Origin of the sequence: Pleurocapsa sp. PCC 7319 (genome assembly GCF_000332195.1) — a bacterium.
GTDB lineage: Bacteria > Cyanobacteriota > Cyanobacteriia > Cyanobacteriales > Xenococcaceae > Waterburya.
The window spans coordinates 4,458,300-4,482,422 of record NZ_KB235922.1 but is presented as its reverse complement, the minus strand read 5'-3'; the positions used below and the strand labels follow the sequence as shown (position 1 = coordinate 4,482,422).

At 39.0% G+C, this 24,123-nt stretch carries 25 protein-coding genes and 1 pseudogene; 5 read left to right on the top strand and 21 right to left on the bottom strand.

The genetic code is table 11. The features are described from left to right. Positions 1-308: 308 nt before the first annotated feature. The 3 genes from PLEUR7319_RS42860 to PLEUR7319_RS0124505 all read right to left on the bottom strand — a co-directional run bounded on the left by PLEUR7319_RS42860 (position 309) and on the right by PLEUR7319_RS0124505 (position 2,415). Complete coding sequence (locus PLEUR7319_RS42860; RefSeq protein ID WP_237743615.1) at positions 309-485, bottom strand: hypothetical protein; 177 nt, start codon at positions 483-485, stop codon at positions 309-311. Between the two features lie 41 nt (positions 486-526). Further along, the gene (locus tag PLEUR7319_RS0124510) at positions 527-919 is read right to left on the bottom strand and encodes a hypothetical protein (protein WP_019503396.1); all 393 of its coding nucleotides are present in this window, start codon (positions 917-919) and stop codon (positions 527-529) included. A gap of 95 nt (positions 920-1,014) precedes the next feature. Next, positions 1,015-2,415, bottom strand: coding sequence for an IS4 family transposase (locus PLEUR7319_RS0124505; protein WP_019503395.1), 1,401 nt, complete (start codon positions 2,413-2,415; stop codon positions 1,015-1,017). Between the two features lie 211 nt (positions 2,416-2,626). Here PLEUR7319_RS0124505 and PLEUR7319_RS43650 point away from each other — a divergent pair. Continuing rightward, positions 2,627-3,524 (top strand): annotated as a pseudogene (locus PLEUR7319_RS43650) (IS630 family transposase). Here the strand turns inward: PLEUR7319_RS43650 and PLEUR7319_RS36575 are convergent. The 4 genes from PLEUR7319_RS36575 to PLEUR7319_RS43200 all read right to left on the bottom strand — a co-directional run bounded on the left by PLEUR7319_RS36575 (position 3,496) and on the right by PLEUR7319_RS43200 (position 6,739). Then, entirely contained in the window at positions 3,496-3,834 is a 339-nt protein-coding gene (locus tag PLEUR7319_RS36575) for a hypothetical protein (RefSeq protein ID WP_019507869.1), read from the bottom strand. The pseudogene PLEUR7319_RS43650 and the gene PLEUR7319_RS36575 overlap by 29 nt on opposite strands. Positions 3,835-3,988: 154 nt before the next feature. Then, the gene (locus PLEUR7319_RS39650) at positions 3,989-4,207 is read right to left on the bottom strand and encodes a hypothetical protein (protein WP_192816073.1); all 219 of its coding nucleotides are present in this window, start codon (positions 4,205-4,207) and stop codon (positions 3,989-3,991) included. 138 nt (positions 4,208-4,345) lie between these two features. Beyond that, entirely contained in the window at positions 4,346-6,391 is a 2,046-nt protein-coding gene (locus tag PLEUR7319_RS0124485; RefSeq protein ID WP_051044465.1) for an FAD-dependent oxidoreductase, read from the bottom strand. Between the two features lie 219 nt (positions 6,392-6,610). Continuing rightward, complete coding sequence (locus PLEUR7319_RS43200; protein ID WP_256380648.1) at positions 6,611-6,739, bottom strand: hypothetical protein; 129 nt, start codon at positions 6,737-6,739, stop codon at positions 6,611-6,613. Positions 6,740-6,896: 157 nt separating this feature from the next. Between PLEUR7319_RS43200 and PLEUR7319_RS0124480 the strand changes: the two genes are divergently transcribed. After that, a complete protein-coding gene (locus PLEUR7319_RS0124480) occupies positions 6,897-7,946 on the top strand; it encodes an acyltransferase family protein (protein ID WP_019507866.1) in 1,050 nt (349 codons plus the stop codon). A gap of 116 nt (positions 7,947-8,062) precedes the next feature. On the opposite strand, the gene PLEUR7319_RS0124475 is transcribed toward PLEUR7319_RS0124480, so the two are convergent. After that, the gene (locus PLEUR7319_RS0124475) at positions 8,063-9,754 is read right to left on the bottom strand and encodes a sodium:solute symporter family protein (RefSeq protein ID WP_019507865.1); all 1,692 of its coding nucleotides are present in this window, start codon (positions 9,752-9,754) and stop codon (positions 8,063-8,065) included. A 106-nt stretch (positions 9,755-9,860) separates the two neighbouring features. Continuing rightward, positions 9,861-10,163 carry a DUF4212 domain-containing protein gene (locus PLEUR7319_RS0124470; protein WP_019507864.1) on the bottom strand — a complete coding sequence of 101 codons (303 nt, stop codon included), beginning with the start codon at positions 10,161-10,163 and terminating at the stop codon, positions 9,861-9,863. A 406-nt stretch (positions 10,164-10,569) separates the two neighbouring features. Between PLEUR7319_RS0124470 and PLEUR7319_RS0124465 the strand changes: the two genes are divergently transcribed. Next, positions 10,570-12,093: an endonuclease/exonuclease/phosphatase family protein gene (locus PLEUR7319_RS0124465; RefSeq protein WP_019507863.1), complete on the top strand. Its 1,524-nt coding sequence runs from the start codon at positions 10,570-10,572 to the stop codon at positions 12,091-12,093. A gap of 68 nt (positions 12,094-12,161) precedes the next feature. Here PLEUR7319_RS0124465 and PLEUR7319_RS0124460 read toward each other — a convergent pair whose 3' ends face one another. The 6 genes from PLEUR7319_RS0124460 to tnpA form a co-directional block, all read right to left on the bottom strand. Further along, a complete protein-coding gene (locus tag PLEUR7319_RS0124460) occupies positions 12,162-13,544 on the bottom strand; it encodes a sodium-dependent transporter (RefSeq protein WP_019507862.1) in 1,383 nt (460 codons plus the stop codon). 232 nt (positions 13,545-13,776) lie between these two features. Beyond that, on the bottom strand, positions 13,777-14,859 hold the full coding sequence (locus tag PLEUR7319_RS0124455; RefSeq protein WP_019507861.1) for a glycosyltransferase family 1 protein: 1,083 nt from the start codon (positions 14,857-14,859) through the stop codon (positions 13,777-13,779). Between the two features lie 262 nt (positions 14,860-15,121). Next, the gene (locus PLEUR7319_RS0124450) at positions 15,122-16,150 is read right to left on the bottom strand and encodes an NAD-dependent epimerase/dehydratase family protein (protein ID WP_019507860.1); all 1,029 of its coding nucleotides are present in this window, start codon (positions 16,148-16,150) and stop codon (positions 15,122-15,124) included. A 45-nt stretch (positions 16,151-16,195) separates the two neighbouring features. Further along, complete coding sequence (locus PLEUR7319_RS0124445) at positions 16,196-16,381, bottom strand: hypothetical protein (RefSeq protein WP_019507859.1); 186 nt, start codon at positions 16,379-16,381, stop codon at positions 16,196-16,198. A 239-nt stretch (positions 16,382-16,620) separates the two neighbouring features. Beyond that, entirely contained in the window at positions 16,621-17,928 is a 1,308-nt protein-coding gene (locus PLEUR7319_RS0124440) for an NAD(P)/FAD-dependent oxidoreductase (protein WP_019507858.1), read from the bottom strand. A 438-nt stretch (positions 17,929-18,366) separates the two neighbouring features. Next, positions 18,367-18,777, bottom strand: a complete 411-nt coding sequence (tnpA, locus tag PLEUR7319_RS0124435; protein WP_019507857.1) for an IS200/IS605 family transposase — start codon at positions 18,775-18,777, stop codon at positions 18,367-18,369. Between the two features lie 60 nt (positions 18,778-18,837). Here tnpA and PLEUR7319_RS0124430 point away from each other — a divergent pair, with 60 nt between their 5' ends. Beyond that, positions 18,838-20,094 (top strand): RNA-guided endonuclease TnpB family protein, encoded by a 1,257-nt coding sequence (locus PLEUR7319_RS0124430; RefSeq protein ID WP_019507856.1) that lies wholly within the window; start codon positions 18,838-18,840, stop codon positions 20,092-20,094. Here PLEUR7319_RS0124430 and PLEUR7319_RS36570 read toward each other — a convergent pair. From PLEUR7319_RS36570 to msrA, 6 genes are all read right to left on the bottom strand, one after another. Beyond that, positions 20,074-20,280, bottom strand: coding sequence for a nuclear transport factor 2 family protein (locus tag PLEUR7319_RS36570; protein ID WP_237743614.1), 207 nt, complete (start codon positions 20,278-20,280; stop codon positions 20,074-20,076). The genes PLEUR7319_RS0124430 and PLEUR7319_RS36570 overlap by 21 nt on opposite strands. Positions 20,281-20,405: 125 nt before the next feature. Next, the gene (locus PLEUR7319_RS0124420) at positions 20,406-20,753 is read right to left on the bottom strand and encodes a cupin domain-containing protein (RefSeq protein ID WP_019507854.1); all 348 of its coding nucleotides are present in this window, start codon (positions 20,751-20,753) and stop codon (positions 20,406-20,408) included. Between the two features lie 2 nt (positions 20,754-20,755). Further along, on the bottom strand, positions 20,756-21,631 hold the full coding sequence (locus PLEUR7319_RS0124415) for a hypothetical protein (protein ID WP_019507853.1): 876 nt from the start codon (positions 21,629-21,631) through the stop codon (positions 20,756-20,758). A gap of 27 nt (positions 21,632-21,658) precedes the next feature. Beyond that, complete coding sequence (locus PLEUR7319_RS0124410; protein WP_019507852.1) at positions 21,659-22,222, bottom strand: SRPBCC domain-containing protein; 564 nt, start codon at positions 22,220-22,222, stop codon at positions 21,659-21,661. After that, complete coding sequence (locus PLEUR7319_RS0124405) at positions 22,219-22,542, bottom strand: helix-turn-helix transcriptional regulator (protein ID WP_019507851.1); 324 nt, start codon at positions 22,540-22,542, stop codon at positions 22,219-22,221. The genes PLEUR7319_RS0124410 and PLEUR7319_RS0124405 overlap by 4 nt, the downstream gene beginning before the upstream one ends. A 100-nt stretch (positions 22,543-22,642) precedes the next feature. After that, entirely contained in the window at positions 22,643-23,131 is a 489-nt protein-coding gene (gene msrA, locus PLEUR7319_RS0124400; protein ID WP_019507850.1) for a peptide-methionine (S)-S-oxide reductase MsrA, read from the bottom strand. A gap of 475 nt (positions 23,132-23,606) precedes the next feature. Between msrA and PLEUR7319_RS0124395 the strand changes: the two genes are divergently transcribed. Beyond that, complete coding sequence (locus PLEUR7319_RS0124395) at positions 23,607-24,092, top strand: hypothetical protein (RefSeq protein ID WP_026102751.1); 486 nt, start codon at positions 23,607-23,609, stop codon at positions 24,090-24,092. The last annotated feature ends 31 nt before the right edge of the window (positions 24,093-24,123 follow it).

Sequence of the window (24,123 nt, the reverse complement as noted above, 5' to 3'; positions counted from 1 at the left end):
TCCGCCTATTGAGTTATAAAACAAAGAGTCAAAAATCGTCAACAGGGGCGGGAGTTGGCGGAAATTGCTGTTGAGATGGAAGCTGACTTGGTAGCAGGATCGAGCCTGACTGACTGACACATCTTCAGAAGGAGTTCAGAAAGAGCAGTAGAAGTCTTGAACAGAAGAAAAAGGAAACTGCCGATAGAAAGTATCACGAGCTTTAGCCGAAGCAAAGCAAGGAGTTGGATCGTGATAGAGCAAAGAATCGAGTCTCAAAAAAGGACGAGCTTTATGAATAGAGCCTTTAAGCCAGCGCAAGCCCATTTTTAAAAAATCAAGCCCCGTTTCCAATGAGCGTCAACTTGACGGCGAAAACCCGCCTTTTGTACCGCCATGCCAGTGAGAGTAGCAAAAAGGATAGCAATAGCCACTGCCAAATATAAATGCTCAAGACCTTGAACATCACGCACCCGTGACCCTTCTAAATCGAACTGACTTTTCACGGCATCTTTGGAAAAGAGTATAAGTTAGGTAACAATGTTCGCTAACCTTTGCTGAATCTTGATGCTTCCTCTACCAAATCCTCCAACCCCATTGAAAGTGTACTCATCCCTCGCTCCAATGCTTCAATTCGGCCACGACGAGATAGAGCTTCAACCGCGTTCAAATAATCTTTACTTCCAGCTTTGCCTAAATATCGATGACGAGATGGAGTCCCATTTTTGGTGACAAAAATCGGTTCATGGGACATCCATTTGTAATACCAATAACGACCCCCCTTTTGTCCTTTGGCTTGGTAACGGACAATCCAACAACCAGACGGAGCAATTTCTCCTTCAGAGCGGATGTCTTCAATATCTTGTTGGAGTTGTTTGAGAAGATGTTTAAGTTCATCTAGACGACTGGCTACATCCTTCTGTTGACGGGCATTGGGCATAGTTAAGACCAGAAAAAGTCCTAATTCATTATGTAATAAAGTTCGCTAACCAAATCCTTATCCTACTCCCGCACCTCGTAGCAATCAACTCCCTCCTAAACTTTAAAATGGGAGCGTAATTGCCATCCTTCACACAAAGATTGCAATTCTAAAAATCCGCGCCATAAAACGGTAATACCAATATTACTTTTCTTTCGATGACTCAAGTAACCGCCCAAACGAGCTACAGCTTGCATCGCCCAGGCTACCGTCAAATCTACTACGGGGACTGATTTTCTTCCTTTGGCAGCTAAAACCTCAAGTTGTACCTCATTTAAAACCGAAGATGCCGGTGCTTCTGGTTCGGTTCGATTTAAATAAGTCATTTTTAACAATTGTGCCGCAATATTTGTTAAAAATCCTAATAATACCTGCATACTATTTCCAGATAGACGATAGCTTTCCGCCTTACATCCTGACTTGAGAATTTTATGATATTCTTCAATTCGCCAACGGTAAGTGTACCACCGTAAAATGGTTTGTGCCTGTTCCTCATTTGTAACGGGTTCTGTAGTCAAGATCATCCATTCTACGCGTTCACAGCCCTCTGGGGGGTCAATTTCTACGGCATAAACCCCATAAACTTCAAAAGATTCTGGTTCTTTAATTCTGGCGGGACTACGAAGTTTAATAGGTGCATATCTAATTGCCAAAACTGCGATTCGCTCTGTCCTCTGTTTGGTTTTGGCTAGTTCTATCGCTACTTCCATCTTGATCGGTTGGGATGGTAGCCATGACCATAGATAACTGTTTTCTCCCTCAAGTGCTCGATTATGTGCTGCTCTTACTACTAACCCTGTATTTGAGGTTTTACTGACTTGAGCAAAGACTTCCGCAATGTCCCCTTCTCGGTCAAATACATGGATAATTTTGGGCCTTGTAGGCTCTGGAACGGAGATTTTTAAGAGTTTTTCGACTTCTTTGAGAGCTTCTATCCATTTATAAGATTCTTTCTCTTCAATTGGGCGTTTTCTGGCTTCTGCTTGTTTTTTCTTCCTCTGTTTCTTCGTTAGATTTTCCCCTTTTTCTTCATGCTCTCGATGCCACAGTTTTTCTGTTAGTAATCCTATTGGTTGTCCATTGTCGGCATCAAGGGCTAAGGTGCTATGTAGAATTAGTCCATTTCCCCCATTGCCAATCGGTCCATATTCGGCTCTTTTGTCGAGGATTTTTTTGTAATCGAGATAGGTTGTATCTCCCACTGCTAATACGATGGGGAGTGCTTTAATCTGAGCTGCTGTTTGAAGATGATAGGGTTGGCACACACTGCTTAAGCTAGTTTTCGGATTGGCAAAGAATTCATAAGCTCTTTTCAGGTCACTTGCTCTCTCAAAAATCTCTGAGAGTGGCTTGCCATATTTTAACGATAATCTTGATTCGATGAACATCGCCCTTTTGGTTAAACGTTGATCTCCAAAGTCGCATTTTTCCGTTATTGAATTTTTGGTCTGATTCATTCATAACTTACAATCGGCTCAATTATTTTGCTCTATCGAGAGCGCAGATTTCTCTAAATGAGTAATTGTTAGCGAATATTGTTACACAACTTATATTTCCTCCAAAAGATGCCGTGAAAAGTCAGCTAAATCGAAAACCCCCGATTTATAGTCATTCTAAATAGGAAACATATGAAATAATATAAGCTAGATGAGAAATCAATCAGGTTAGATGACTTATAGTGTAGATTTGCGAAAGCGGGTAGTGGACTTTGTAGCGGCTGGAGGCTCCAAAGCCGAAGCATCAAGAAGATATGAGGTAAGTCTATGGTGTGTGAATGATTGGTGTCGAAGAAAGAATTTGACTCCAGCACCACAACTTGGAAGAAAGCGAAAACTAGACTCTCTAGCAATTGCCCAACATATTCAAGAAAATCCAGATGCTTTGTTAAGAGAAAGGGCGCAATATTTTGGAGTGCATACGAGTGCTATTGGGTATGCCCAGAAGCAAATGAAGTTAACTCGTAAAAAAAACGCTGAAATACACTGAACGTAAGCATAGTGAGCGAATCAGCTTTCTGAGAAATTTACGTAAAATTGTCATTCTTGACGGATCAAGCAATTTAGTTTACTTGGATGAATCAGGCTTTGAAGAATATGTCTATCGTCCTTATGGCTGGTCAAAACGAGGACAAAAAACTTACGGCGATTGCCCGAAGGGCAGTGGCTTCGCCAATCGCAATGGTAAAAGAGGAACAAGAACAAGTCTGATAGCTGGCAAAAGAGGCAAAGAGTTGTTAGCACCAGTTCTTTTTAAAGGAAGTAAATGGTGCTTTATGGTTTAATCAATGGCTCGAAGAGCATCTAATTCCCGAATTGAAACCAAACTCCACTCTAATTCTTGATAATGCGGCATTTCATCGCAAGGATGATGTGTTTCGCATTGCCGAACAAGCGGGTCACAAAGTTTTGTTTTTACCACCCTATTCACCTGATTTTAATCGTATCGAACAAGACTTTGCGACGCGAAGCTAATCCTTTAGGGCATCCTCAAAAAAAGACGTATTTATTCCGCTCCTGGTACTTCCTTGGATGACATCGTTAAATCATACGGAAATTATTTAGAATGACTATACTATCGAGGAATAGTTGCTCAATGCGAAAACGTAAACCATACTGCCAAAAGGTTTCTAGAGTGGGAGGTTCGTCGGTAATAATCCCCCACTGTTCTTGAAGACCATGCACGGATGCTAATGCTAGATGGCACTCAAGTTTGCCATCTGACCAAAGTCTGACATGGTGGTAAAACCTGGCTTCTCCTTTGGCAGGATAAAGCTCACGGATTCCGTAACCAAAACCCCGACGACGCACTCCATAAATTGTTGTATCTGACGGAAGGCGAACGCCCCAGTGCCAAGGACTCTGCTTTAGCCACCTCACCAGATCGTGATTGGCAAATCCTCTGTCTGCTAACGGGACTTAGACATTTTTTCGGGCTAAAAAGGGAGGAAAGCCTTGCCAGACAACGAGTTTACCTCGAACGAGGTAAACTCGCCTCAAACCTAGTTATATTCAGGGTTTAGGTATTTTTGACCTAAAAATATTGATATATAAGGCTTTCCCCCCTTTTTGCCATCATTTTTTGTCTAAGTCCCACTAACAACATCACATCAGGAAACTCTTTGAGTTTCTCTTTGGCTCTTTCGAGTAGTGGTTGATATTTCTCAAAAGCAACTGAAGCACTTTTGTGTTCCAATCCCATCCACATCAAAGGGATTGCTCTCCCCGCACACACCACTGATAGATATACCAAGCAGTATTTATTCCACAACATTGTTGACATCGCGGTCTTGTTGGTTCCCGTGCCGCGAGCGAATGCGCCAAGAAGCTAAAAGCTAAAAACTTTTTGATAAATGGCGATCGCTAATAAAGTTAATCGGCTAACAAAATTTTATTGCCAATCCTCCCAATCCTGATTAAAAATTGAAGTATTAGGAAATGCTGTGGGATTGCCACTTTGATCCAGCTTTTTTTTCAATAATTGCAACTTTGTCTCTTTCAAAAATGATTCGTCTATTAACTGGTAGGGCATAATTTCTTCATCTAAACTGAAGCTTGCCGCAACACCAGCAGCAGCACCCGAAGACCACTCAAAAGAATGTACTCGATAAGCAGCAGCAGCAATATGACTAGTAGCAATACTTTTACCCGTCACTATTAAATTATCAAGGTCTTGAGGAATCATTGCCCTTAGAGGAATTTGAAAAGGATAAGCTTGTCCTCCGCCCTGTCTTTCTCCTTCTCGTTCAGTATTACCTGCTTTCTCTGGAGGGCTTTCATTCATACAGGGATGAAAATCGATCGCGTAATGACCAATTCCTACAGAATCAGGATAAATAGTAGAACGAGTTCGTCTTTTAATCTCTTCAAGATTCATATTTTTATTACTTATAGCATCTATCCCATCTACCACTTTCCATAATTGACGATAGGTAGTCGGGCTAAGACTTTCGCTATAATGCTCATCTCGATAGTCAGCACGAGAAATATCAATTTCAGTTACTGTGAATCCCTGAGAATAGCCAGGGTAAACCCTGCCAATAATTCTCCTGCCCTCTCTAATATAAGGATATTTAGATAAACCATGGGCTGTACCCATCGGAGAATCTAATCCTGTTAATAAACGGTGATTGGGATGGGGTTTTTTAACGTCATCTCCTAACTGAGAATCCGTTGTGCCCTTGACTAGCCAATAAAAATAACCTAGAGCATGATCTTCGCCTTTACTTAAAGTTTCGGTGCGTAATCCCCCTAGCCAACCCCCAGGGTTAAGTTGACCTAATTCTTCTAGTTGTTCGCGAGTATAAATTAAATTGTCTTGGGCTGTTCCTGGACGATAATCATTGCCCCAAGTCCAATTCTGCATCGAGATATCCCCAGGAGTAGGTGCTGTAAACTCGATTCCGCCAAATTTTTCTAATTCTCCTCTTTTAGGACTCCAAATACGACGGTAGGTGAAGACTAAGCCGAAATCGGCTAATCTTTCGAGTTCATAACTGTAATAGTTTTGGTGTTGACTATAAAAATCAGGCAACTGATGCTCTTGGGCTTCTTCAGTTGCCTCCATAGCAAAGGTATAGGTAAACCCTTGGGTACAATAAGGATCTCCTGTCAGGCTAGAAGAAGAAGGTTCAAAGGCGGAACGAGGATCGACTCCCAGACGATAAGGAACATCTGCTAGACCAACTATTTCTCCTGTTTCAGTAGCTTCGATCACATACCAGTCCGCAGTCTTATCTGACTTTGCTTGAGGAACAAACTGAATTGTTTCTTTACTAAATACTTTGGAGTCTTCGTAAGTATAAGCATCTTCAATTGTGCTAGATAACGGTAAGGTATTTAGAGGTAAGTTTTCATTCTGAGGACTATGTTGAATCGCTACGACACTAGTAATTTGTTTACCTGTTCCTTCACCGGGAATAGTTTGGACTTCTAAATCTTTAACTACAGTGGTGGGAAACCATTTCAAAGTCCCCTGTCCTTTAGCTTCAGCATCTTTAAGCTGTTGCCACATCAGCTCGTTTGCATCTTTGGGTAAAAAACAGGACTCACTTACCCAACAATCACCAGGATTAAGTTGATCGTAATATTTGGCGATCCGTTCTCTAAATTCTAGATAACCTCGAGGAAAGAAAAGACGAGAGCGTTGTGTAGTTCTTTCATCTAATGCTGAAGTACCTTGAGCAGAAATCTGTCCTCCTACCCAGTCAGTAATTTCGGTCATACAGACTGTTTTTCCAGCTAGCAATGCCTCGTAACTAGCAGCCACTCCTGATAAACCGCCACCAATTACTAATAATTCACATTCTTCGGTTCGGTCTATGGTAGGGGGAGAAACTGCTTTAGCCGATAACCCTGAAAACTCCCAGACCAATATACCCAAATATACTGATATAAATGATTTTATCCAGCTCCCTGACACTTTATACCTCCTCATTTGTGGGTCACTTAATCAATATAGTTCCCATTTATCAGGTTTTTTCACAATTTTATGTAAAATCAAATATCTATGAGCCAGCTTGGTCACGAGTTTTTCTCATCAACATCCAGAGGTTAAAAACACGTAAACTTTTTACTTATCCATAAGGGGGCTTTGCCCCAGCTATTAGCCATTAGCCATTAGCCATTAGCTATTAGCTATTAGCTTTTTGATAAATTAATCCAACTGTTCTTCTCCCGGATCGGAAAGTGGAGGTCCATCTAGTTCTGGCGATCGCAAGTGTTCCACCATTTCTTGAACGGCTAGAGGCGATGGTGGAGTAAGGCGAGAGATATTATATGTCACGATGATCAGGTAAATATGACTTACTCTCCATAGAGAACATAATATCTTTGATGTCACTGAGTAGCATCCTGAAAGCCAATAGAATACATTACATGAGTATTAGAACAGACACAATAGAGGAATATAACACAACACAATATAGCTAGAATATTTTCACATGAATAATAGAAGAAAAGAAGAGTTTGACGTGCTTAGAGCTTTAATTATTATTAGTGCTATTATTCTTCATTTCAGTAATCGATTTGATTTAGGTATCTTAGAGTTTCCTTCTCGTTTTGTTCAAAAACAGATATTTAATGTTGGTTCTTTTTTCTTTTTTACTGCTGGTTACATGGCTTATAAAATCTATTTAGTTAGATTTCAAAATAATGCTGTTAAAACAACAATAAAATTATTACGAAAGGGCTTAGAAATATTACTTGTATACATAGGATATGTAACATTTCTACGATTGTCTACAGGTGCTTCAATACCTACTGACTTATATGATTTTATTTATGGACACGAGTTTTACACTAAGGTACTTGTTACATTTTCCGCTATTTATATAGTTTCGCCTGTTATTATTGCTTTGTATTGGAAGTCAAAACAGTTATGTTTTCTGTTGATTTCTTTGATATTTAGTATTTACTGTGTTTTGCTTTACGTACCAAGTCCAGAAACAATAATTCATAGCGAGATTGTCGGAACTTTTTGGGGTCTGGGTAATAAGCAGATTTCCTATCCGATTCTGCCAGCTATAATTATCTACTTTATTGGTTTTTATATATCATCTATTGAGCAGCAGTTGATTTCAAATACTTCTCAATCACGTATCTTATCTTGGGCATCGCTTCCAATTTTAGTTTTACATGCATTATTTGTTGCATCATCTGACACATATAAGGCTACGATGAACTTAGAACCAATAGATCTATTGACTACATCCATATTTATATTTTTATCTTTGATTTTTATGAGGCGTTTATTGTCTCTGAAAATAGCCAATTCCATTTTAACTAAGAAGGCGATTATTCTTATTGGTTCAAAAACCTTAACTTTTTATCTCACTTCAAACTTAATTCTGAACTTCCTAACGTTTCCCAAGGAAAGCATCATGGCAGGAAAAATAGTTGTGTTTCTTCTACTTTTTGCATTGACATATCTAGTTACAGCATGGAACTTCTACTCAGATTACTACCGCAAGTTATCCAGCAGAAATACATAGTGGAGTCTACCAAAGTTCAGCTTTTTCCGTAACTTTCAGTTTAGATAAACTCACCTATTTATCTCCCAAAATTCTGGGAAAGCCGAATATATTTAGGCTTTTTCAGCTAACTCTAATTAATCCAACTGTTCTTCTCCCAGATCGGAAAGTGGAGGTCCATCTAGTTCTGGCGATCGCAAGTGTTCCACCATTTCTTGAACGGCTAGAGGCGGTGGTGGAGTAAGGCGAGAGACAGTATAGGTCACGATAAAGTTAATTACCATTCCCAATGTGCCAATACCTTCAGGAGATATGCCTAAAAACCAAGTAGACATACCATAAAATTTGACACCGATAATGTAAAAGGTGGTAAAAGCCAAACCAACTACCATTCCTGAAATTGCCCCTTCCCGATTGGTACGTTTATCAAAAATACCCAAAATAATAACGGGAAAGAAACTAGCAGCAGCTAATCCAAAAGCAAAAGCAACCACCTCTGCCACGAAACCAGGAGGATTAATACCAAAATAACCAGCGATCGCGATCGCAAATCCGACCATAATTCTACCGACCATCACCCTTTGAGATTCGGAAGCTTGGGGATTAATAATCCGATAGTAAACATCATGGGCGATAGAACTGGAGATTACTAGCAATAAACCTGAGGCAGTAGATAAAGCCGCAGCTAACCCCCCCGCAGCCACTAAGGCAATTACCCAAGGTGCCAGGTTCGCTACTTCTGGGGTAGAAAGAACAATGATATCGCGGTCGATCGTAATTTCGCTGGTTGACTCTTCTGGAGTTAGGGCGATTCTACCGTCACCATTTTTATCTTCAAATCCTAATAAACCTGTATTTTCCCATTTGCTTGCCCAATCTAGTTGTTGAACTTCGGCAATCGTTTTATTATGCAAACTATCGATTAAGTTGTAACGGGCAAAAGCAGATACCGCAGGGGCTGTAGTATAAAGAATCGCAATAAATAGTAATGCCCAACCAGCCGAATAACGCGCAGCACGGGTTGTCGGCACAGTATAAAAGCGGACAATTACATGAGGAAGTCCCGCAGTTCCCACCATCAAGGCAATGGTAATAAACAGGACATCCAACATGGATTTATTCACAAAGGGCTGAGTATATTCAGCAAAACCCAAATCTAATTGAACCTGATTGAGTTTATCAATAATATCGCTAAAACCAAATGCCAACTGAGGAAGAGGATTTCCTGTCAAAATCAAAGCGATCGCAATAGCGGGAATTAGATAGGCAAAAATCAAAACAGTGTATTGGGCTACTTGTGTCCAAGTAATCCCTTTCATTCCTCCCAGCACAGCAAAAAATGCCACAATTACCATGCCGATGATCACACCGGTACTAATATCGACTTGTAAAAAACGGCTAAAGACAATGCCTACTCCACGCATTTGACCCGCTACATAGGTAAGAGAGACAAAAATAGCCGCTACTACTGCCACTAATCTTGCCCAAACAGAATAATAGCGATCGCCCACAAAATCGGGAACAGTATATTTCCCAAACTTACGTAGATAAGGGGCTAGTAACAAAGCCAGGAGAACAAAACCGCCAGTCCAACCCATCAAATACATCGAGCCATCATAGCCCAAAAAAGAGATAATCCCCGCCATCGAAATAAAAGAAGCTGCCGACATCCAATCAGCAGCCGTTGCAGCTCCATTAGCGATCGCGGGAACACCCCGATCGGCAACAAAAAATCCCTTACTATCCTTTACTCGCGATCGCCAACCTATATATAAATAGAGAATAAAAGAAATAATGACAAAAGTTGTAGTCCAGGCTTCAACAGACATGATGTTTGTTAATAATGATTAGTGGTTGATAGCTGATGGCTAATGGCTAATGGCTAATGGCTAATAGTTGTTTGTAACTACTAACTACTAACTCCGAACTCCGAACTCATTTTCGATACTTGCGATCGAGTTTATCCATCTTGATCGCATAGATAAAAATAAGAATTACAAAAGTAAAAATTGACCCCTGTTGTGCCATCCAGAAACCAAGAGGCACAGCACCCAGATTAATATGGTTGAGTAGTGGCACAAATAAAATACTGCAACCAAGTGAAACAAAAGCCCAAACAATTAATAAGTTTCGGATTAGAGCAGTATTTGCCCGCCAGTAAGCCCGAAGTCTTTGTTCCCTAATTTCTCTGTCCTCTTCTCGATCGCTTGAAGAATATCTTTCTACGCTACCTGACATAAAACTAAGATATTTAATTTAAAGCTCAACTTAACGATTAAGTCTACAAGAAAAGTCTTATCGGAAACTAAGTTTGTAACTTATCGCTAAATTCGCAAAACTTTACTTCAGCTGAGTAGATAGACCAGAAAAAACTAAGCTGTGTAACAAACTAATTAACCTGAGTTCAGGTTAATTAGTTTTCCTAAGTAATCGTAGTATTTTATATACTTGCTTGGTGCACTACTGTCTACTAGTTATTATCGATTTGATTCCAAGACTTTGGTATAAAGCAAATATACTTAGTTATCAGCGAAAGTTGAAGGGTATTTATCTCTTTAGTTGAGGTACGATTCAAGACGTTTTTCAGATGTTTTTCAAATGTTGAATCTCTACGATTAAATTAAAGCAAAGGAGATCTTAAACTATGATACAGCTTGAAGAACGTACTAGAATTGCTCGAGAAGTTTTAGATACCCACGCCAAAAATCTTGAAACCGAATTCACAACATTCGAAGAATTTCAAGATCTTTTCGTTGATGTGTTTGGGAATAATCTTGGCTCGTCGGATAAATTAGTCAATCTACAAAACAAGTTTGCCGATGGGACATTGCGTCCCGAAGTAAAATTTGTCTCATCTGAGGTATTGATCGATGCCCAAGGAATTACTCATGGTGCTGCTTTTGATCAAAAGAGTCAGACAATTTTACTTTCAGAAGATTTAGATGCAGCAGGTATTGAAAGTAGTATCGAACAGGAGATTGGGCATTGGTGGGATGTACAGTTAAACGGAACTGAGGACACCACCACCCTCGATGGCCAACCTTTTGATGAGGGTACAGCTTATGCTGAGAGATTTAGCCAAGGAGCTAAAGGAAATAATATTTTCTCCGATTTAGTTTATCAAAACGATTCTCATACAATTCTTGTCAATGGGCAAGAAACAGAGGTGGAGTTCCGACCTATTGCAACTTGGAATATAAATGGCAATACGAATAGTGGTAGCAACACTTTGGCAGAAGTGTTTAATATCATGGAGAATCCAGATCAAGGTCTACAACCAATTGAAGTTATGGCACTTCAAGAAGTTAGTCGATTCACCTTACAAGGTGCTTTAGGTGAAATAGCGGAACCAGGAACTCTGGAAGTGGAAAGTTTTCAACAGCCAGCTATCAATAATGATAACTTTATCTTAGAAGGCAGACAGTTTGACTTTCAGCGAAACGGTATTAATTATCGACTATTTTATAATGACACTAGTGGCTCTGAGGATCTAGGCACTGCGATAGTTTTGAGAGATCCACCATCGTCAGAAAACACAACTCCTTTGCTTTTTGCCAATACTAATAACGCGATTAATACGAATCAGCGTGGTTTTATTGGTGTTTCTACACCTGAAGGTACTTACATTTCTGTTCATGCTTCGTCAGGCAGTAGTACTAATACAGGAAATAATGCAGTAGATTCGCTTAATGACATTTTAGATTTTTCCCAAAACTTAGACAACGTATTTGTTTTAGGCGACTTCAACAGAGATATCGCCAACGGTAATGAGGCAACTGGCAATATTGTGGGAGCATTTCCCAGTAGACCTGGACAAGACTTAAATCAATGGGATCAAGATCTCATACCCCCCGATGACTTCACTTTTAATGCCAGAGAAAATCCCGTAGCCACTTTAGACTATCTGTTTACTGAAGCGGACTTAATTACTCAAGGAGGAACCGTACTAAATCAATTACCTAATGCTAATACACAAGCTTTTCCCTCCGATCACTTTCCCGTAGTATATGACGATGCAGTTCAAGATGGAACTGAATTTATAGATTCAGTTATTAGTTCCGATCCCGGTAGTCCTTCTGATGTTTTGGATATTGCGGCTCCAGATCTAAGCGGGGGACCAATGTTGACAGACATAGAGTCTATGATTGCCCCTAGATCAGAACTGTAAAATCTCTCTTTTCTCTGCATATCGCTGTATCTTGATGAACTTGTGGCTAAAAAATAATAGGAGTGTTTTCAAAAAAACCCTAAATTGTAAAGCATTACCAAAACAATTACTATCGGAGATAGCCAACGCACAACTAAAAGCCACCCTGAATAAAGTCCCGACTTAGAACCCAATCTGGAACCATCTTGAAACTCCAAAGTCCTGAGCTGAGGATTCAGTCTCCACCCTATAAAAAGACTAATACCAATCCCTCCTAAGGGTAGTAACCAGTTGCTCGAAAGATAATCTGCCGCATCAAACCAGCTCATACCAATCAACTGCTTTAAACCTGCACCAAAAAATCCCGACCCACCACTAAGAGCAGAGGGAATACCTAGCAAGTATATAAAGCCGCCCATTGTCGAAGCTGCTAAGGTTCTGGACCAACCTAATGAATCGATTAAAAAAGATACTGCCATTTCCAAAAGTGATACCGCAGAGGTAAGAGCAGCGAGCAATAGCAACACAAAAAATACCAATAATCCGATTCGTCCCCAAGGGAGCTGAAGCAGAGCAAGGGGAATATTAATAAAAATCAACCCTGGTCCCGCAGAAGGTTCAAGTCCGACGCTAAAAGCAATGGGGAATAGAACTAGACAAGCTCCAATAGCTACGATAGTATCAGCGATCGCAATGGCAATTGAAGTACCAACAACATCATCGTGACGCTGCAAATAGCTACCATAGGTTAACATTACTCCAATACCAAGGGACAATGAGAAGAAAGCGTGTCCTAAAGCTTCTAAGGCTGATTTCCAAGTAAAATTGTCGCTAAAAGCAAAGAGAAATTTTACAGCAGGCAAAAATCCAGGCAGGGTAGCACCGTAAACAGCTAGTCCTCCAAGTAATATCAATAGGGCTAACATTCCCCAATTAGCAAACTTCTCAATACCACCTCTAATTCCGCGCAAAACTACCACAATGGTTATGCCCATAAAGAGACTATGCCACCAGATATTTAACCTCACTGATTGCACCAAAGAGTCAAATAAATCGGTATAGGCTTGAGGATTATTACCTTGAGGAAATCCTCCCACAATAGAGAGAAATAAATAGTGTAGTCCCCAACCTGCAACAATACTGTAGAAAGATAAAATTAAAATTCCAGCGAACACCCCTAGCATACCAACGACCTGCCATCCAGAGTTGGGTGCGCTTAATCGCTGAAAAGCTCGCACTGGTGAACTCTGAGTTGTGCGACCGATCATGACTTCTGCCACCATAATCGGCAACCCTAAAATGACAATACACAGTAGATAAAATAGAACAAAAGTACCACCACCATTTTGACCAGTAATATAGGGAAATTTCCAAATATTCCCTAGCCCCACTGCCGAACCAGCAGCAGCAGCAATAAAGCCGATTGAAGATCGCCAATGATTACTCGCCTTGCGGTTTTCTTGCTCAGTCATAACTATACATAAGGTGATGAACTATGAATTATGAGGTCGGTGAAGCTGGTGTTGCCAAGACAATGAATCTGTCTTCCTATAGCAAACTTTTTAACTAAATAAACTTAAACTATGATCACTTGTATAATGCTTGTATTCTACCAAAATACTAAAAATGAATCGAGATGAATCAGGGAATTCATCAAAGCTAATAGCTAATAGCTAATAGCTGATAGCTATTAGCTGACAGCTACTAAAGATATTGTTTCAAAACTTGTTTAGTGGCTGCACCTGTTTTTGCCCAACTAAACTTTTGTGCCTGTTGAATACTTAATTGACTTAATTGCGATCGCATTGCTTGATTTTTGGCTATGTCTATCATAGCCCTAGTAATTGCATCTGTATTATAAGGATCGATCAAAATTGCTGCATCGCCCGTTATCTCAGGTAAAGAAGCTAGATTAGAAGCGATTACAGGAGTACCGCAAGCCATAGCTTCTAAGACAGGTAGTCCAAAACCTTCCCAAAGAGTCGGAAATACTAGAGCAATCGCCTCGCTGATAATTAAGGGTAATTTTTGATAATCAAGATAATTCAACCACTGAATCCGTTTGGCAACTCCTAATTCCCGCGCCAGATGTTGTAACTTAGGGGTAAAACGTGAGTCAGTAGAGCCGGCGATCGCCAAATGATAATCTTGATTTGGTATGGCGGCGAAGGCACCAATTAATCCTGCCACATTTTTGTAAGGATCTTGACGACCAAGATATAAAAAATAAGGCTTTTTAGAAGCAGGGGTAGATATTTTTCTGGGATAAAAATTATCAGCATCATACCCTAACAAAATCGGTGTGATCTTTTTGGCAGTAATACCATAAAAATCGACAATATCTTTGGCTGTTGCTTCCGAATTACAGATAATGTGTTCTGCTTGTTTTAAGACTAACGGGACAACATAACGAAAATAGTTTGTCAGAGGAGAAGTCCAACTGGGAAAACGTAAGGGAATTAAATCGTGACACATTACTATATAGCGGCAGTTGCTATATAGTGGTGCTTCTGGTATTGGGGCATAAATCAAATCTGTTTCTAAATGCTTATATATTTGAGGAAGCTGGAATTGTGTCCACAGCAAACGCTTCAGGTGTCCTTTACTTCCCTGAGCAGGGGTCATATTGTCGGGAATAGAATAGCACTCAAATGCCTCATGTTTCCAAGCCGATAATAAAGTTGGATTAAGACTAATTAAGCTCTGAATAACGTTTTTTGCATAAGTAGCAATACCTGTAGGCTTATCAAATAAAACAGATAAGTTAATTAATAATGAATTAGACAACGTTCAATCTATTTTCTATAAGAGCAGTTTACTTTTATATGTTACGTCTAATATGAATTAGCAAATAAAAGTTATTTTGAGATAAAAGCTAATTTATTTGTTTAATCCCAGCAAAAAACTTATTAATCTCGTAAAGCCCTATTATTACGTACAATGCTAAAAGTTTAAGAGGACAAAAATGTGGCGTGAAAGGAGTGGGCCTACTTCGAACTAAGTTACTGTTCTTGATAGTTAGACTACCCCTACAGAAGAAGAAAATAATTCATGACTTTAAGCTAGCCAAAATTACATTTTCGTCTTTGTAATCTAATAGTTTGGAATGTCCTTTTTCTAAAGCCACTTCGGGGGGATGCTCTCGTTCCCAAGTAATAGTACGCTTCAGTGCTTCGTCCCTACTAACAATTTCTGTATAGCCTAATTCAGTACGAATGCGAGTTGAATCTGTAATCCAATGTTGGTCAAAATTTGACTTAGATTTCCAACTGTTTGGCATCTGGGTTTTAGGAACGATAACTACTTCACCCTGCCAGCCAACAATTTCGGCGATCGCTTTAACTAAATCTGCCACAGTTGAACCTGGTAACTCTGCCACATTATATATACGCCCTTGGGCTTTTTCCTCATTGACAGCTAAGGCGATCGCATATGCTACGTTTTCTACATAGCCGTAACAACCTTGCCAATGAGCTATTTTTTCCTCTAACACAATGGCCGGACGCTTATCATCCATGCGTTTGAGATAGGGATATAGGCGATGTTGATAATCTCCAGCACCATAAACCATCGGTAGTCTGAGAATTGTTGCTGGTAGATTACTAGTACTCATCAACACTTGCTCGACGGGAATTTTGTCATAATCATGAGCAAAAGGATCGTCAGAAAGACCACGATAAGGATAAAGTTGAGAGCGCAAAGGAGAGTCTTCAGTTAAAGGTGTAGAGTCGATAATACCTGTCTCTTTTTGCCAGATAATATCACGGGCACGATAAACATCCCCAGAGCTAATAGCTACAACTCGTTGAGCAATATCTTTGAAAGTATCTACTACATCCTGAGCATCTTTAGTAGTGTAGGGAATCATGTCTAACACTACCTGAGGTGCAAACTTTTCAAATTCCGATTTGAAGTCTGATAATTTGTGGCGATCGCCTTTTATCCGTTTAACTTCTGTTGGTAAATTTGTTCCTGTTTCTCCGCGATTAAATACTGTTACTTCATGTCCCATTTCTATTAATTGGCGAATAACGTAAGGACCAATAAAATTAGTACCGCCAATGACTAAAATTTTCATAATTATTTTTTGACTAAATATTGAATAAACTCAAAAGAGTCAAAATCATGCAGGGGGTTTGGTAATAATCTCGTTAGTTTTTTCTTCTGTTAGTTCGTCTCGCAAAAAAATAATTCTTTTTACCAGTAAGTGAGAATAAATATTGAAGGCTGGTTCTGTATTATCTGCTGGTTCTGTATTATCTGATGATGGGAATATAAAGGGTATTTTGCCTGGTTCGGGAAGATTCATGGCGGTTTAAGTATGAGTAATTTAGATATTTTGTTCTTTGATAAATTTCACAGTTTGTTGAATAACTTGTTTGTCCCTAAGAATCATTTGGTGTCCGAGTCCTTCGGTCACAATTAATTGAGAACCTTACCAAGCTTGAGCGATCGTCTTACTTTCTTGAAGTAAAGTTTCACGGCTGCGAATCAAATTTATAGTTTTTGATAAGTTTTGGGTTTATAATTTATTGCAGCACTCAATAACTACAATCTTTCGTAAAACTTTTTGTTTTCTCTTTTAACTTTAGAAATCCAACCTTGTGCTGAATTAAGTATTTCTAAATAGGAATCCATTGTATCCGCAGCACGTTCGGAAAAGTAAAGAGGAAAATACTCTGGAAATAGTTTGTGCATTACTCTACTAATGTTTCGCCGCAACAGCCATTCTATGACTAGACTTTTGGACAAAGGAAAAGCATAATCAGAAAGTTCGCTTAAAGCATGAGCATCTGGTATTCGACATAAACTAAACTGAGCCAGAACTTCTGTCCAATTATCTTCATATTTATCCAAAAGTCGCTCTAAAATTACTACATCTTCCATAGCAGAATTACAACCTTGACCGAGACTTGGAGAGACAGCATGAGCAGCATCTCCCAAGATTAAAACGCTATCATCATAATGGTAAGGGTTACAGCGAATTGTCATTATCCGAGAAATTGGTTTCTCTAAAAAAGCTTTTGCTTCTTCTTCGGATAGATTTTGCCTAATATCGGGAAAGTTTTCTTGGAAAAAAGCCAGCACTTCTTGCACGCTGGAGAAAGAAGTAAGAAAATTTTCAGGTTTGGGAAACTGTAGGATACAACTAACGGTTTTATTGAGTTGTGGTACTGCTAAGAACCTTGTGCCATCTTTTAACGACCAGGCATAAAGCTGACCTGCTTGAAAATTGTATCCTTTATCAGCATCAGGTTGAAGATAAAGGGTTTTATAGCCATTAGTTAAATATTTTTGCTCTAATTCAAATAGCTTAGTATTAAGTAGAGAATTTCTGACTATCGATCGCACTCCGTCGGCACCAACTAACAGATTGTAACCAACAGTAAATTTTAAATTAGATGCTGTTTGGCTCTTGTTTTCAAAGTATGCCGTCTTAGTTTGAAGATCGAGGCGAGTACATTGACAGTCAAAATTAATCTTGACCTGGCTATCATCGTATTGTTCTGTCAACTTATTCAACAAGGCGATCGCTAAGGTAGTTCGATCAATGGTGTATACAGGTTTGCTTCTTGGCAGGTAACGGCTTTTGCCATTATTTAAGTGAGCAACACGTCCTGTAACTGCGATGGCCTCTGCTTTAATTGCTTCTTCTAGTCCTGGAATATTTCTTAAAGCAGACAAACCTCTTTCGCACAAAGCTAGAGGATAGGTTCTATAGGTAGAAAAAGAAACGAGTCTAGGATCGCTGCGGCGATCGTAAATATCAATTTGATAATTGCCACGGCGTAACAGGTAATGTGCGAGAAGAATTCCACAAGGACCAGCACCGATAATTGTTACTTTAGTAGCCATAATTTGTTGATATTTGCTCTCTGTATAAGGCTAAAAGTTTTATTCTAACTTGGTTCTAGAAGTCAGTTTTTGAGAGTGAAATCGGTTAGTTGTCAGCTTGGTTCACAAACTGATAATCGAAGCATTACTATTGTTTATCAGAGGTTCTCGCCTTTTGAATCATTTCTTGGATAGTTTCAGTTTCGCCAATTTCGTAAAGGCTAATCAAACCATCCTCAATGGTAAAGATTTGCTGAACTGTTGCATCCGCAAGTAAATTGCCTTGTAAATCTTTGATGACCTGATGAACGGTAACAACGTTTCGATTATTTTCGTCTGTCTCAAATTTTAGCGTCTCAAGCTCTGGTTGAACATTAAGCGCGTCAGTCCCTAATCTCAGCGAAGTGGATTAGGGAAGGATAGCGCACAAATTGAGGGGTTCAATACCCCGAAAATTTGTTACTTCTCTGGAGTTTTCTGATTTGCAATGTATTCCTTTAAAACCTCTATTGGCGCACCCCCTGTTGATGCCACGTAATAAGAATTCGACCAAAAAGAAGCTTTTCCCCAATAATGTTTTCTTACTTCGTCGGGAAATTCTTTTTTCAACATTCTGGCTGTACTGCTTTTTAAAGACCCTACTACAGCAGAAATTGAGTTTTTTGGATGGAAGTCCAGCAAAATATGGATATGGTCGCTTTCCCCATCAAAAGAAATAACCAAACAAGACATTTTATTAGCAACTTGATTAATCATTTGCTCCAATCGTGTAATCATTGCTTTGGTTAAAACTTTTTTGCGGTAGTGAGTTACAAAAACAAAGTGTAGTTTCACACTAAAAATACTATGAGAACCTTTTCTGATAAGCATATTGACAGGGTACAGGTGTAACTGATACTCTCTAATAATACCAGTCTGCGGTCGAAGAATATGGCTACTAAAAGAATTGCTTTTAGACTTTATCCATCAGCTTCTCAAAACCAGAAGTTGCACTATTGGCGCAGGTTGCACAAGGATTTGTATAACGCTTGCGTTAGCCACAGAAAAACTCAGTACAAACAATTTGATAGATCGATAAATTATTTTGACCAACAGAATTGTTTGCCTAAGTTTAAAGAGTGCTGGATAGAGTATCAAGAATTAGGTAGTCATGCATTACAAGCGACGGTTAAGCGCGTCGATTATGCCTTTCAACGTTTTTTTAAGCTCAAATCTGGCTATCCGCAATTTAAATCTTCTCGACGCTATAAAGGCTGGACTTATCCCTGTAAAGCTGGATGGAAGGCTTATACGTCTGGTAAGAATGGCTATCTTAAGTTATCTAACTTAGGAAACATTCAGATGCGTGGTCAAGCTAAAGATTGGGGTACTCCTAAAACTTGTACTATCTTGTTTAAACAAGACAAATGGTATGCGTCGATTACGGTTGATTGTATACCAAGTAGAACAGTAACGAATACTGGGGCGGTAGGTTTAGACTTTGGAACTCACCACGCAGTATCATTCAGCGATGGCACAATCATTGATAATCCTCGGTTTATCAAGCAGTCTCAGGGAAAAATTAATCATCTGGCTAAACAGAGTAGGAGAAAACGCGCACCCAATTATAAAAAACGGATTAAGCCGTCTCGTCGTTGGAAAAAGGCTAATAAGACTGTATCTAAAATACAGTCTAAAGTGGCTCGTCAGCGTCAAGATTGGCAACATAAGGTGGCTTCAGAAATAGTAAGCGGTAATAGCTTCGTTGCTACTGAGAAATTAAACCTTAAAAACCTAACTAAAAAAGCCAAGAAAGGTAGTAAGCGTAAGAAACAAAAGACTGGGCTTAATCGTAGCCTTTTAGACGTAGGAATAGGTAATTTAAAAGACTTAATTAAGTACAAAGTAACCGAGGCAGGAGGTATTTATGTTGAGATACCAACTCGTAAAGTTGCTCCATCTCAAACTTGTCCTGGTTGTGGAATTAAACGCAAAAAAGATTTAAGCGAAAGATTTCACGTTTGCGATTGTGGTATCCAACAGCCATTAGACAGAGATGTAGCAGCAGCCCAGATTATGCTTAATTACGCCAGGGGTAAGGAACTTGCCTCTACAGTCGCCGAGTCGCCAAGCTCTATCTCGTGTGGAAACATGAGACAACTTGGGGCATTGAAACGACGGAAACAGCTATCTCAGCGAAGCGGATAGCTGTAGTTCATTATTCTTGAATTGATTAGTCCAGTATTCGCGCACTGCGTCGCGTCCGTAAACAAAACCGCCTTCCACTCCGTTCGCCCATTTCACATCCGGGCGCATAAACGAGATAATTGTTTCAATTTCACGGTTATTAAAAGCATCGTATAAATTTTGCAGAAATTGTTGATTTGAACTCATAATTATCACCATAAACTACTACTGTTTCTGATATTTCTATCTTGAGAATTCCGCTCATCTATTTCCACATTCATTTTTCTCCTTTTTTGTATGTAGCATTATTTTTTCTATTTCATCGCCAATGACTAAGATTTTCTTTCCCCTTCAAATACTCCCATTGCACCAAGGCGAATTGTTATAAGTTCTACATCGGTAATAGCTTTGTGAGAACCGTTTTTAGTGTTAGCAGGAGTAAACCAAAAAGTTCCTGCTTTGCATTCTTTTCCACCTGTCTCAATAATCCCCTCAATAACGTATACATATTCATCGCAAGGATGATAGTGAACTGGAATAACAGTATCTTTTTTCATCCGCAACTGATGAATTGAACCCTCTGGTACTGGTTCAGCCAAGGGTAGAATTTGTGTACCTGGAAATTGCTCTAAGTACTGCCAGGATTGAATATTAGTATCAACAAATTTTTGTTTGGACATTTTTATTTATTTTCCTCGCTTACTGGTTTCCAGATGTACCCTTGACGAGCGAGCGATTTCCTAACTTGGGATGTATCTATGTCTGGCATATACAATTCAACCAACTCTACAGTTTCGGCTACTAGTTCTTTTAGTTGGTCAGCAACAGATAGAGGTTCTTGATGATAGAGACTTTCCAGACGCATATATAAGTTTTCGGGAGCAATATTCATCTGTTCGATGAACTGTTTCATGCGTTTGAACTGAAAAGTTGAGTAATACAAACGATTTAATCCCGCCAGAACACCAAGGATATTTTGTCCTACTTGTAAACGTATTTGATGCTGGAAAAGTGTGGTATCTCTTGTCGCCAAGTGTTCTTGTAAAGCCCAGATTGGGAAAAAATCTAAATGTTTGTCTACCATCGCTCGTGCTAGAGCATCTGGATAGTTAGCAATCTGTCTTTTCCATTCTTGAATTAACATCTCGCCGTATAGAGGAATACAGTCAAGCATTCCCGAAAGAGCTTTTTGTAGGGTCGAAGTTACTTTAAGTTTTTCTAGTATCGTTGCTATGTCCTGTTCCCAAAAGGCTATAGTTACATTACCGATCTGAAATTGTACCCCATCGATAAAATAAAACTCTCCAAAGAATCCCTCGTTGTATCCATTCAAAATGCGGATAGGTTCTGAACCTTGATTTTGCTGACGGGCAGATTGTAGCTTGTCAAGATTAGGTAACTCATCATAGTAAATAAACATCTCTACATCGGAATAAATATCTGCTTGTCCTGTAGCAGTAGAGCCTGTAACCATTGCTGCTTTCGCTTCTGGATTGGCAATATAGGCTTGTATATTTCGTTTTGCTAATGCCAAAAGATACTGACTTGCTTGATTCATAGCTTTATTTTGAGTATTAATGACCGATTAGCAGTCATGCTGTAATGCTTGTGGTAACTTGTAATTGAGACGATAATCCCATTCTTCTTTAGAGTCTCTATAACTAACTAAAGAATTTAGTTCATCTTTTGTCGCTAATTGAGGCCAACTCAGATCTGGCATCTGCTTATTGAAGTTGGGAACTGGTTGCTCGTAGAATAATAGGTCGGCGCGAGTCCCAATCCGTCCAAAATTGAAACTTTTACCAGAAACAACTGTTGTCGCATACCCAGTGGGCTGATGCCTTAATTGCAGTTGCGTTCCTCCTTCAACTGGAGTTAATATCCAAATTACCAGTGACGGTTCGCTCTTCACCTCATCTTGCCAAGTATAGACAAGACGTTTCGGCTCATTTAATTCCACCACTTCACAGTGAATAATGGTTGTTATGCCTGGTAAAGAATTGCTTTCAAACTTGAATTTATGCCCTAAGCGCGGTTCAAAGTCATTGTTCATCATCCAGATATTCAAAGCACGACAGTCAGTTAGAGCTTGCCAAACTTTTTCTGGTGGATAGGGATAAAAAACACTTAGCTTTACTCGATCTGTCATGGATTATCCTCCAAATAGTCACACAGGACATCTAGTTTTTCTTGCCAGAATTGTTGGTAATGATTTACCCAATCAGATACCTGTCTTAAAGGTTCTGGATTTAAGCGATAAAATCTCTGCCTTCCTTCTCTTCTTTGGGTAATAAGTCCTACTTCACACAACACACTTAGATGTTGAGAAATAGCAGGAAGAGACATGGCAAATGGTTGGGCAATTTGCTTAACTGGTTGTTCTCCCTGACGTAAAAGATCTAGGATTGCCCGTCGAGTCGGATCGGCGATCGCTGCAAATACATCAGCACTACTAGCAGTTCTACTCATATAAACACAATAGTTAAGTATTTGCTTAACTAAATTTATAATAATTAAGTGTTTGCTTAAATGTCAAATATTAATGAGGATAGTATTGGTATCCTTCTGTTTATTTTTTAACTGAACTATTTTTTCTAGCTAAATATTGCTGATGTTCTTCTGTAGCTAAATAATAATCACTAGCAGGTTTGATTTGTGTGACAATATCTTGGTCATATTTACCTGCTCGCTGTAGCTGCAATTTAGATTTACGAGCAATTTGTTCCTGTTCGGCGGTGTGATAAAAAATTACTGAGCGATATTGCTCTCCCCGATCTGCACCCTGACGATTAAGACTTGTAGGGTCATGAATTCGCCAGAATATATTTAGTAATTCTTCATAGCTAACTACTTCTGGATCGTATTCAATTTGAGCAACTTCAGCATGTCCCGTAATGCGTGCTACTACATCTAAATAAGAAGGATTAGGAAAATCTCCCCCCATATATCCCACAGAGGTTTTGATTACTCCTGTTACTTGAAGGAACTCATTTTCTGTTTTCCAAAAACACCCCGCTCCAAAAGTAGCTTTGTGAAGGTTCGATTTTATGTTGTTCATCAGAAAAGCCAAATTTAAATTATTAATTGTTTCAATGTAAATTAAATAGAGTTGAAATTTTCTGGAAAAAGCGATTTAGTTTAAGTCAAACCTTTGATTGAGCGGGTTATGCGTTCCCAAAAATTTTCTACGTTTCAACCCACCCAATGAGATTTACAGGATTGGGCTATAGATTTTTGCCAGGGCTTTAGCCATTAAGGGGTGAATTATAAATATATGCGGCAAAAGAATATCTTAGTCCCATGAGTCCCATGAGCGCCAAAGTACATAGTTAGCCGTATGCTGTCGTAACAAGAAGTAAAAGCCTGGTTTCCAAAGGCTATTTCTTTATCCTTTGTCCTTTATCCCTTCGTTAACTTGATTAGCGAACTCTGGAAGATCAAACAAATTAATCAAGAATAATATAAGCGGTTAAAATAATCTTTAAGCAGTAAATAGATTATACAAAAATGTTTCTGATTACTGTTATTGATTAATGAATACGGGAACTATGCAGCAAGAAAAACTATATGAACTCATTGTAAATGAATATCATTTTCAGGTTAATCTGAATTGGAATCGTAACAAATTCTTCATCATAGTAAATTTAACGATTATTTTTTTTGCTTGTTTTTTATTAGGAGTAGTTGAGTTTAAGGTTATTCAATATTTTGTTTCTTATTTATTTTTTTTGGGTATATTAACTTCATTTATAGGATTACAAACTTTACTCAAAGGTATTGAATATCGTCGAAGAATTATTCTTCAAAAAGCTAAATTTGAATCTATGTTGCGTATTGACGGGTTAAATACTACTGTGAGAATGCAAGAGGCAGTTAGAAACGGTAAAACTGAAGAGTGGATCAAGCGAATCCCCAGATTTGGTACGATTAATTTTTATTTATTTAGCTTATTTTTTGTCTTAACATTATTAAATTCTTTTGCCTTAATATTTGTATTTGGCAGTATTGTCACACCTTAATGAAGTGAAGCTGGCATATATTAAAATTGCA

Coding starts and splice junctions, on each gene's coding strand:
- PLEUR7319_RS0124420 (WP_019507854.1), bottom strand. CDS start 20,753: ATGTCCAAACAAAAATTTGTTGATACTAATATTCAATCCTGGCAGTAC.
- PLEUR7319_RS0124415 (WP_019507853.1), bottom strand. CDS start 21,631: ATGAATCAAGCAAGTCAGTATCTTTTGGCATTAGCAAAACGAAATATA.
- PLEUR7319_RS0124430 (WP_019507856.1), top strand. CDS start 18,838: ATGGCTACTAAAAGAATTGCTTTTAGACTTTATCCATCAGCTTCTCAA.
- PLEUR7319_RS0124450 (WP_019507860.1), bottom strand. CDS start 16,150: ATGAAAATTTTAGTCATTGGCGGTACTAATTTTATTGGTCCTTACGTT.
- PLEUR7319_RS0124395 (WP_026102751.1), top strand. CDS start 23,607: ATGAATACGGGAACTATGCAGCAAGAAAAACTATATGAACTCATTGTA.
- PLEUR7319_RS0124470 (WP_019507864.1), bottom strand. CDS start 10,163: ATGTCAGGTAGCGTAGAAAGATATTCTTCAAGCGATCGAGAAGAGGAC.
- PLEUR7319_RS0124510 (WP_019503396.1), bottom strand. CDS start 919: ATGCCCAATGCCCGTCAACAGAAGGATGTAGCCAGTCGTCTAGATGAA.
- PLEUR7319_RS0124505 (WP_019503395.1), bottom strand. CDS start 2,415: ATGAATCAGACCAAAAATTCAATAACGGAAAAATGCGACTTTGGAGAT.
- PLEUR7319_RS0124445 (WP_019507859.1), bottom strand. CDS start 16,381: ATGAATCTTCCCGAACCAGGCAAAATACCCTTTATATTCCCATCATCA.
- PLEUR7319_RS0124410 (WP_019507852.1), bottom strand. CDS start 22,222: ATGACAGATCGAGTAAAGCTAAGTGTTTTTTATCCCTATCCACCAGAA.
- PLEUR7319_RS0124405 (WP_019507851.1), bottom strand. CDS start 22,542: ATGAGTAGAACTGCTAGTAGTGCTGATGTATTTGCAGCGATCGCCGAT.
- PLEUR7319_RS0124485 (WP_051044465.1), bottom strand. CDS start 6,391: ATGAGGAGGTATAAAGTGTCAGGGAGCTGGATAAAATCATTTATATCA.
- PLEUR7319_RS0124460 (WP_019507862.1), bottom strand. CDS start 13,544: ATGACTGAGCAAGAAAACCGCAAGGCGAGTAATCATTGGCGATCTTCA.
- PLEUR7319_RS0124465 (WP_019507863.1), top strand. CDS start 10,570: ATGATACAGCTTGAAGAACGTACTAGAATTGCTCGAGAAGTTTTAGAT.
- msrA (WP_019507850.1), bottom strand. CDS start 23,131: ATGAACAACATAAAATCGAACCTTCACAAAGCTACTTTTGGAGCGGGG.
- PLEUR7319_RS36570 (WP_237743614.1), bottom strand. CDS start 20,280: ATGAGTTCAAATCAACAATTTCTGCAAAATTTATACGATGCTTTTAAT.
- PLEUR7319_RS0124440 (WP_019507858.1), bottom strand. CDS start 17,928: ATGGCTACTAAAGTAACAATTATCGGTGCTGGTCCTTGTGGAATTCTT.
- tnpA (WP_019507857.1), bottom strand. CDS start 18,777: ATGCTTATCAGAAAAGGTTCTCATAGTATTTTTAGTGTGAAACTACAC.
- PLEUR7319_RS0124480 (WP_019507866.1), top strand. CDS start 6,897: ATGAATAATAGAAGAAAAGAAGAGTTTGACGTGCTTAGAGCTTTAATT.
- PLEUR7319_RS0124475 (WP_019507865.1), bottom strand. CDS start 9,754: ATGTCTGTTGAAGCCTGGACTACAACTTTTGTCATTATTTCTTTTATT.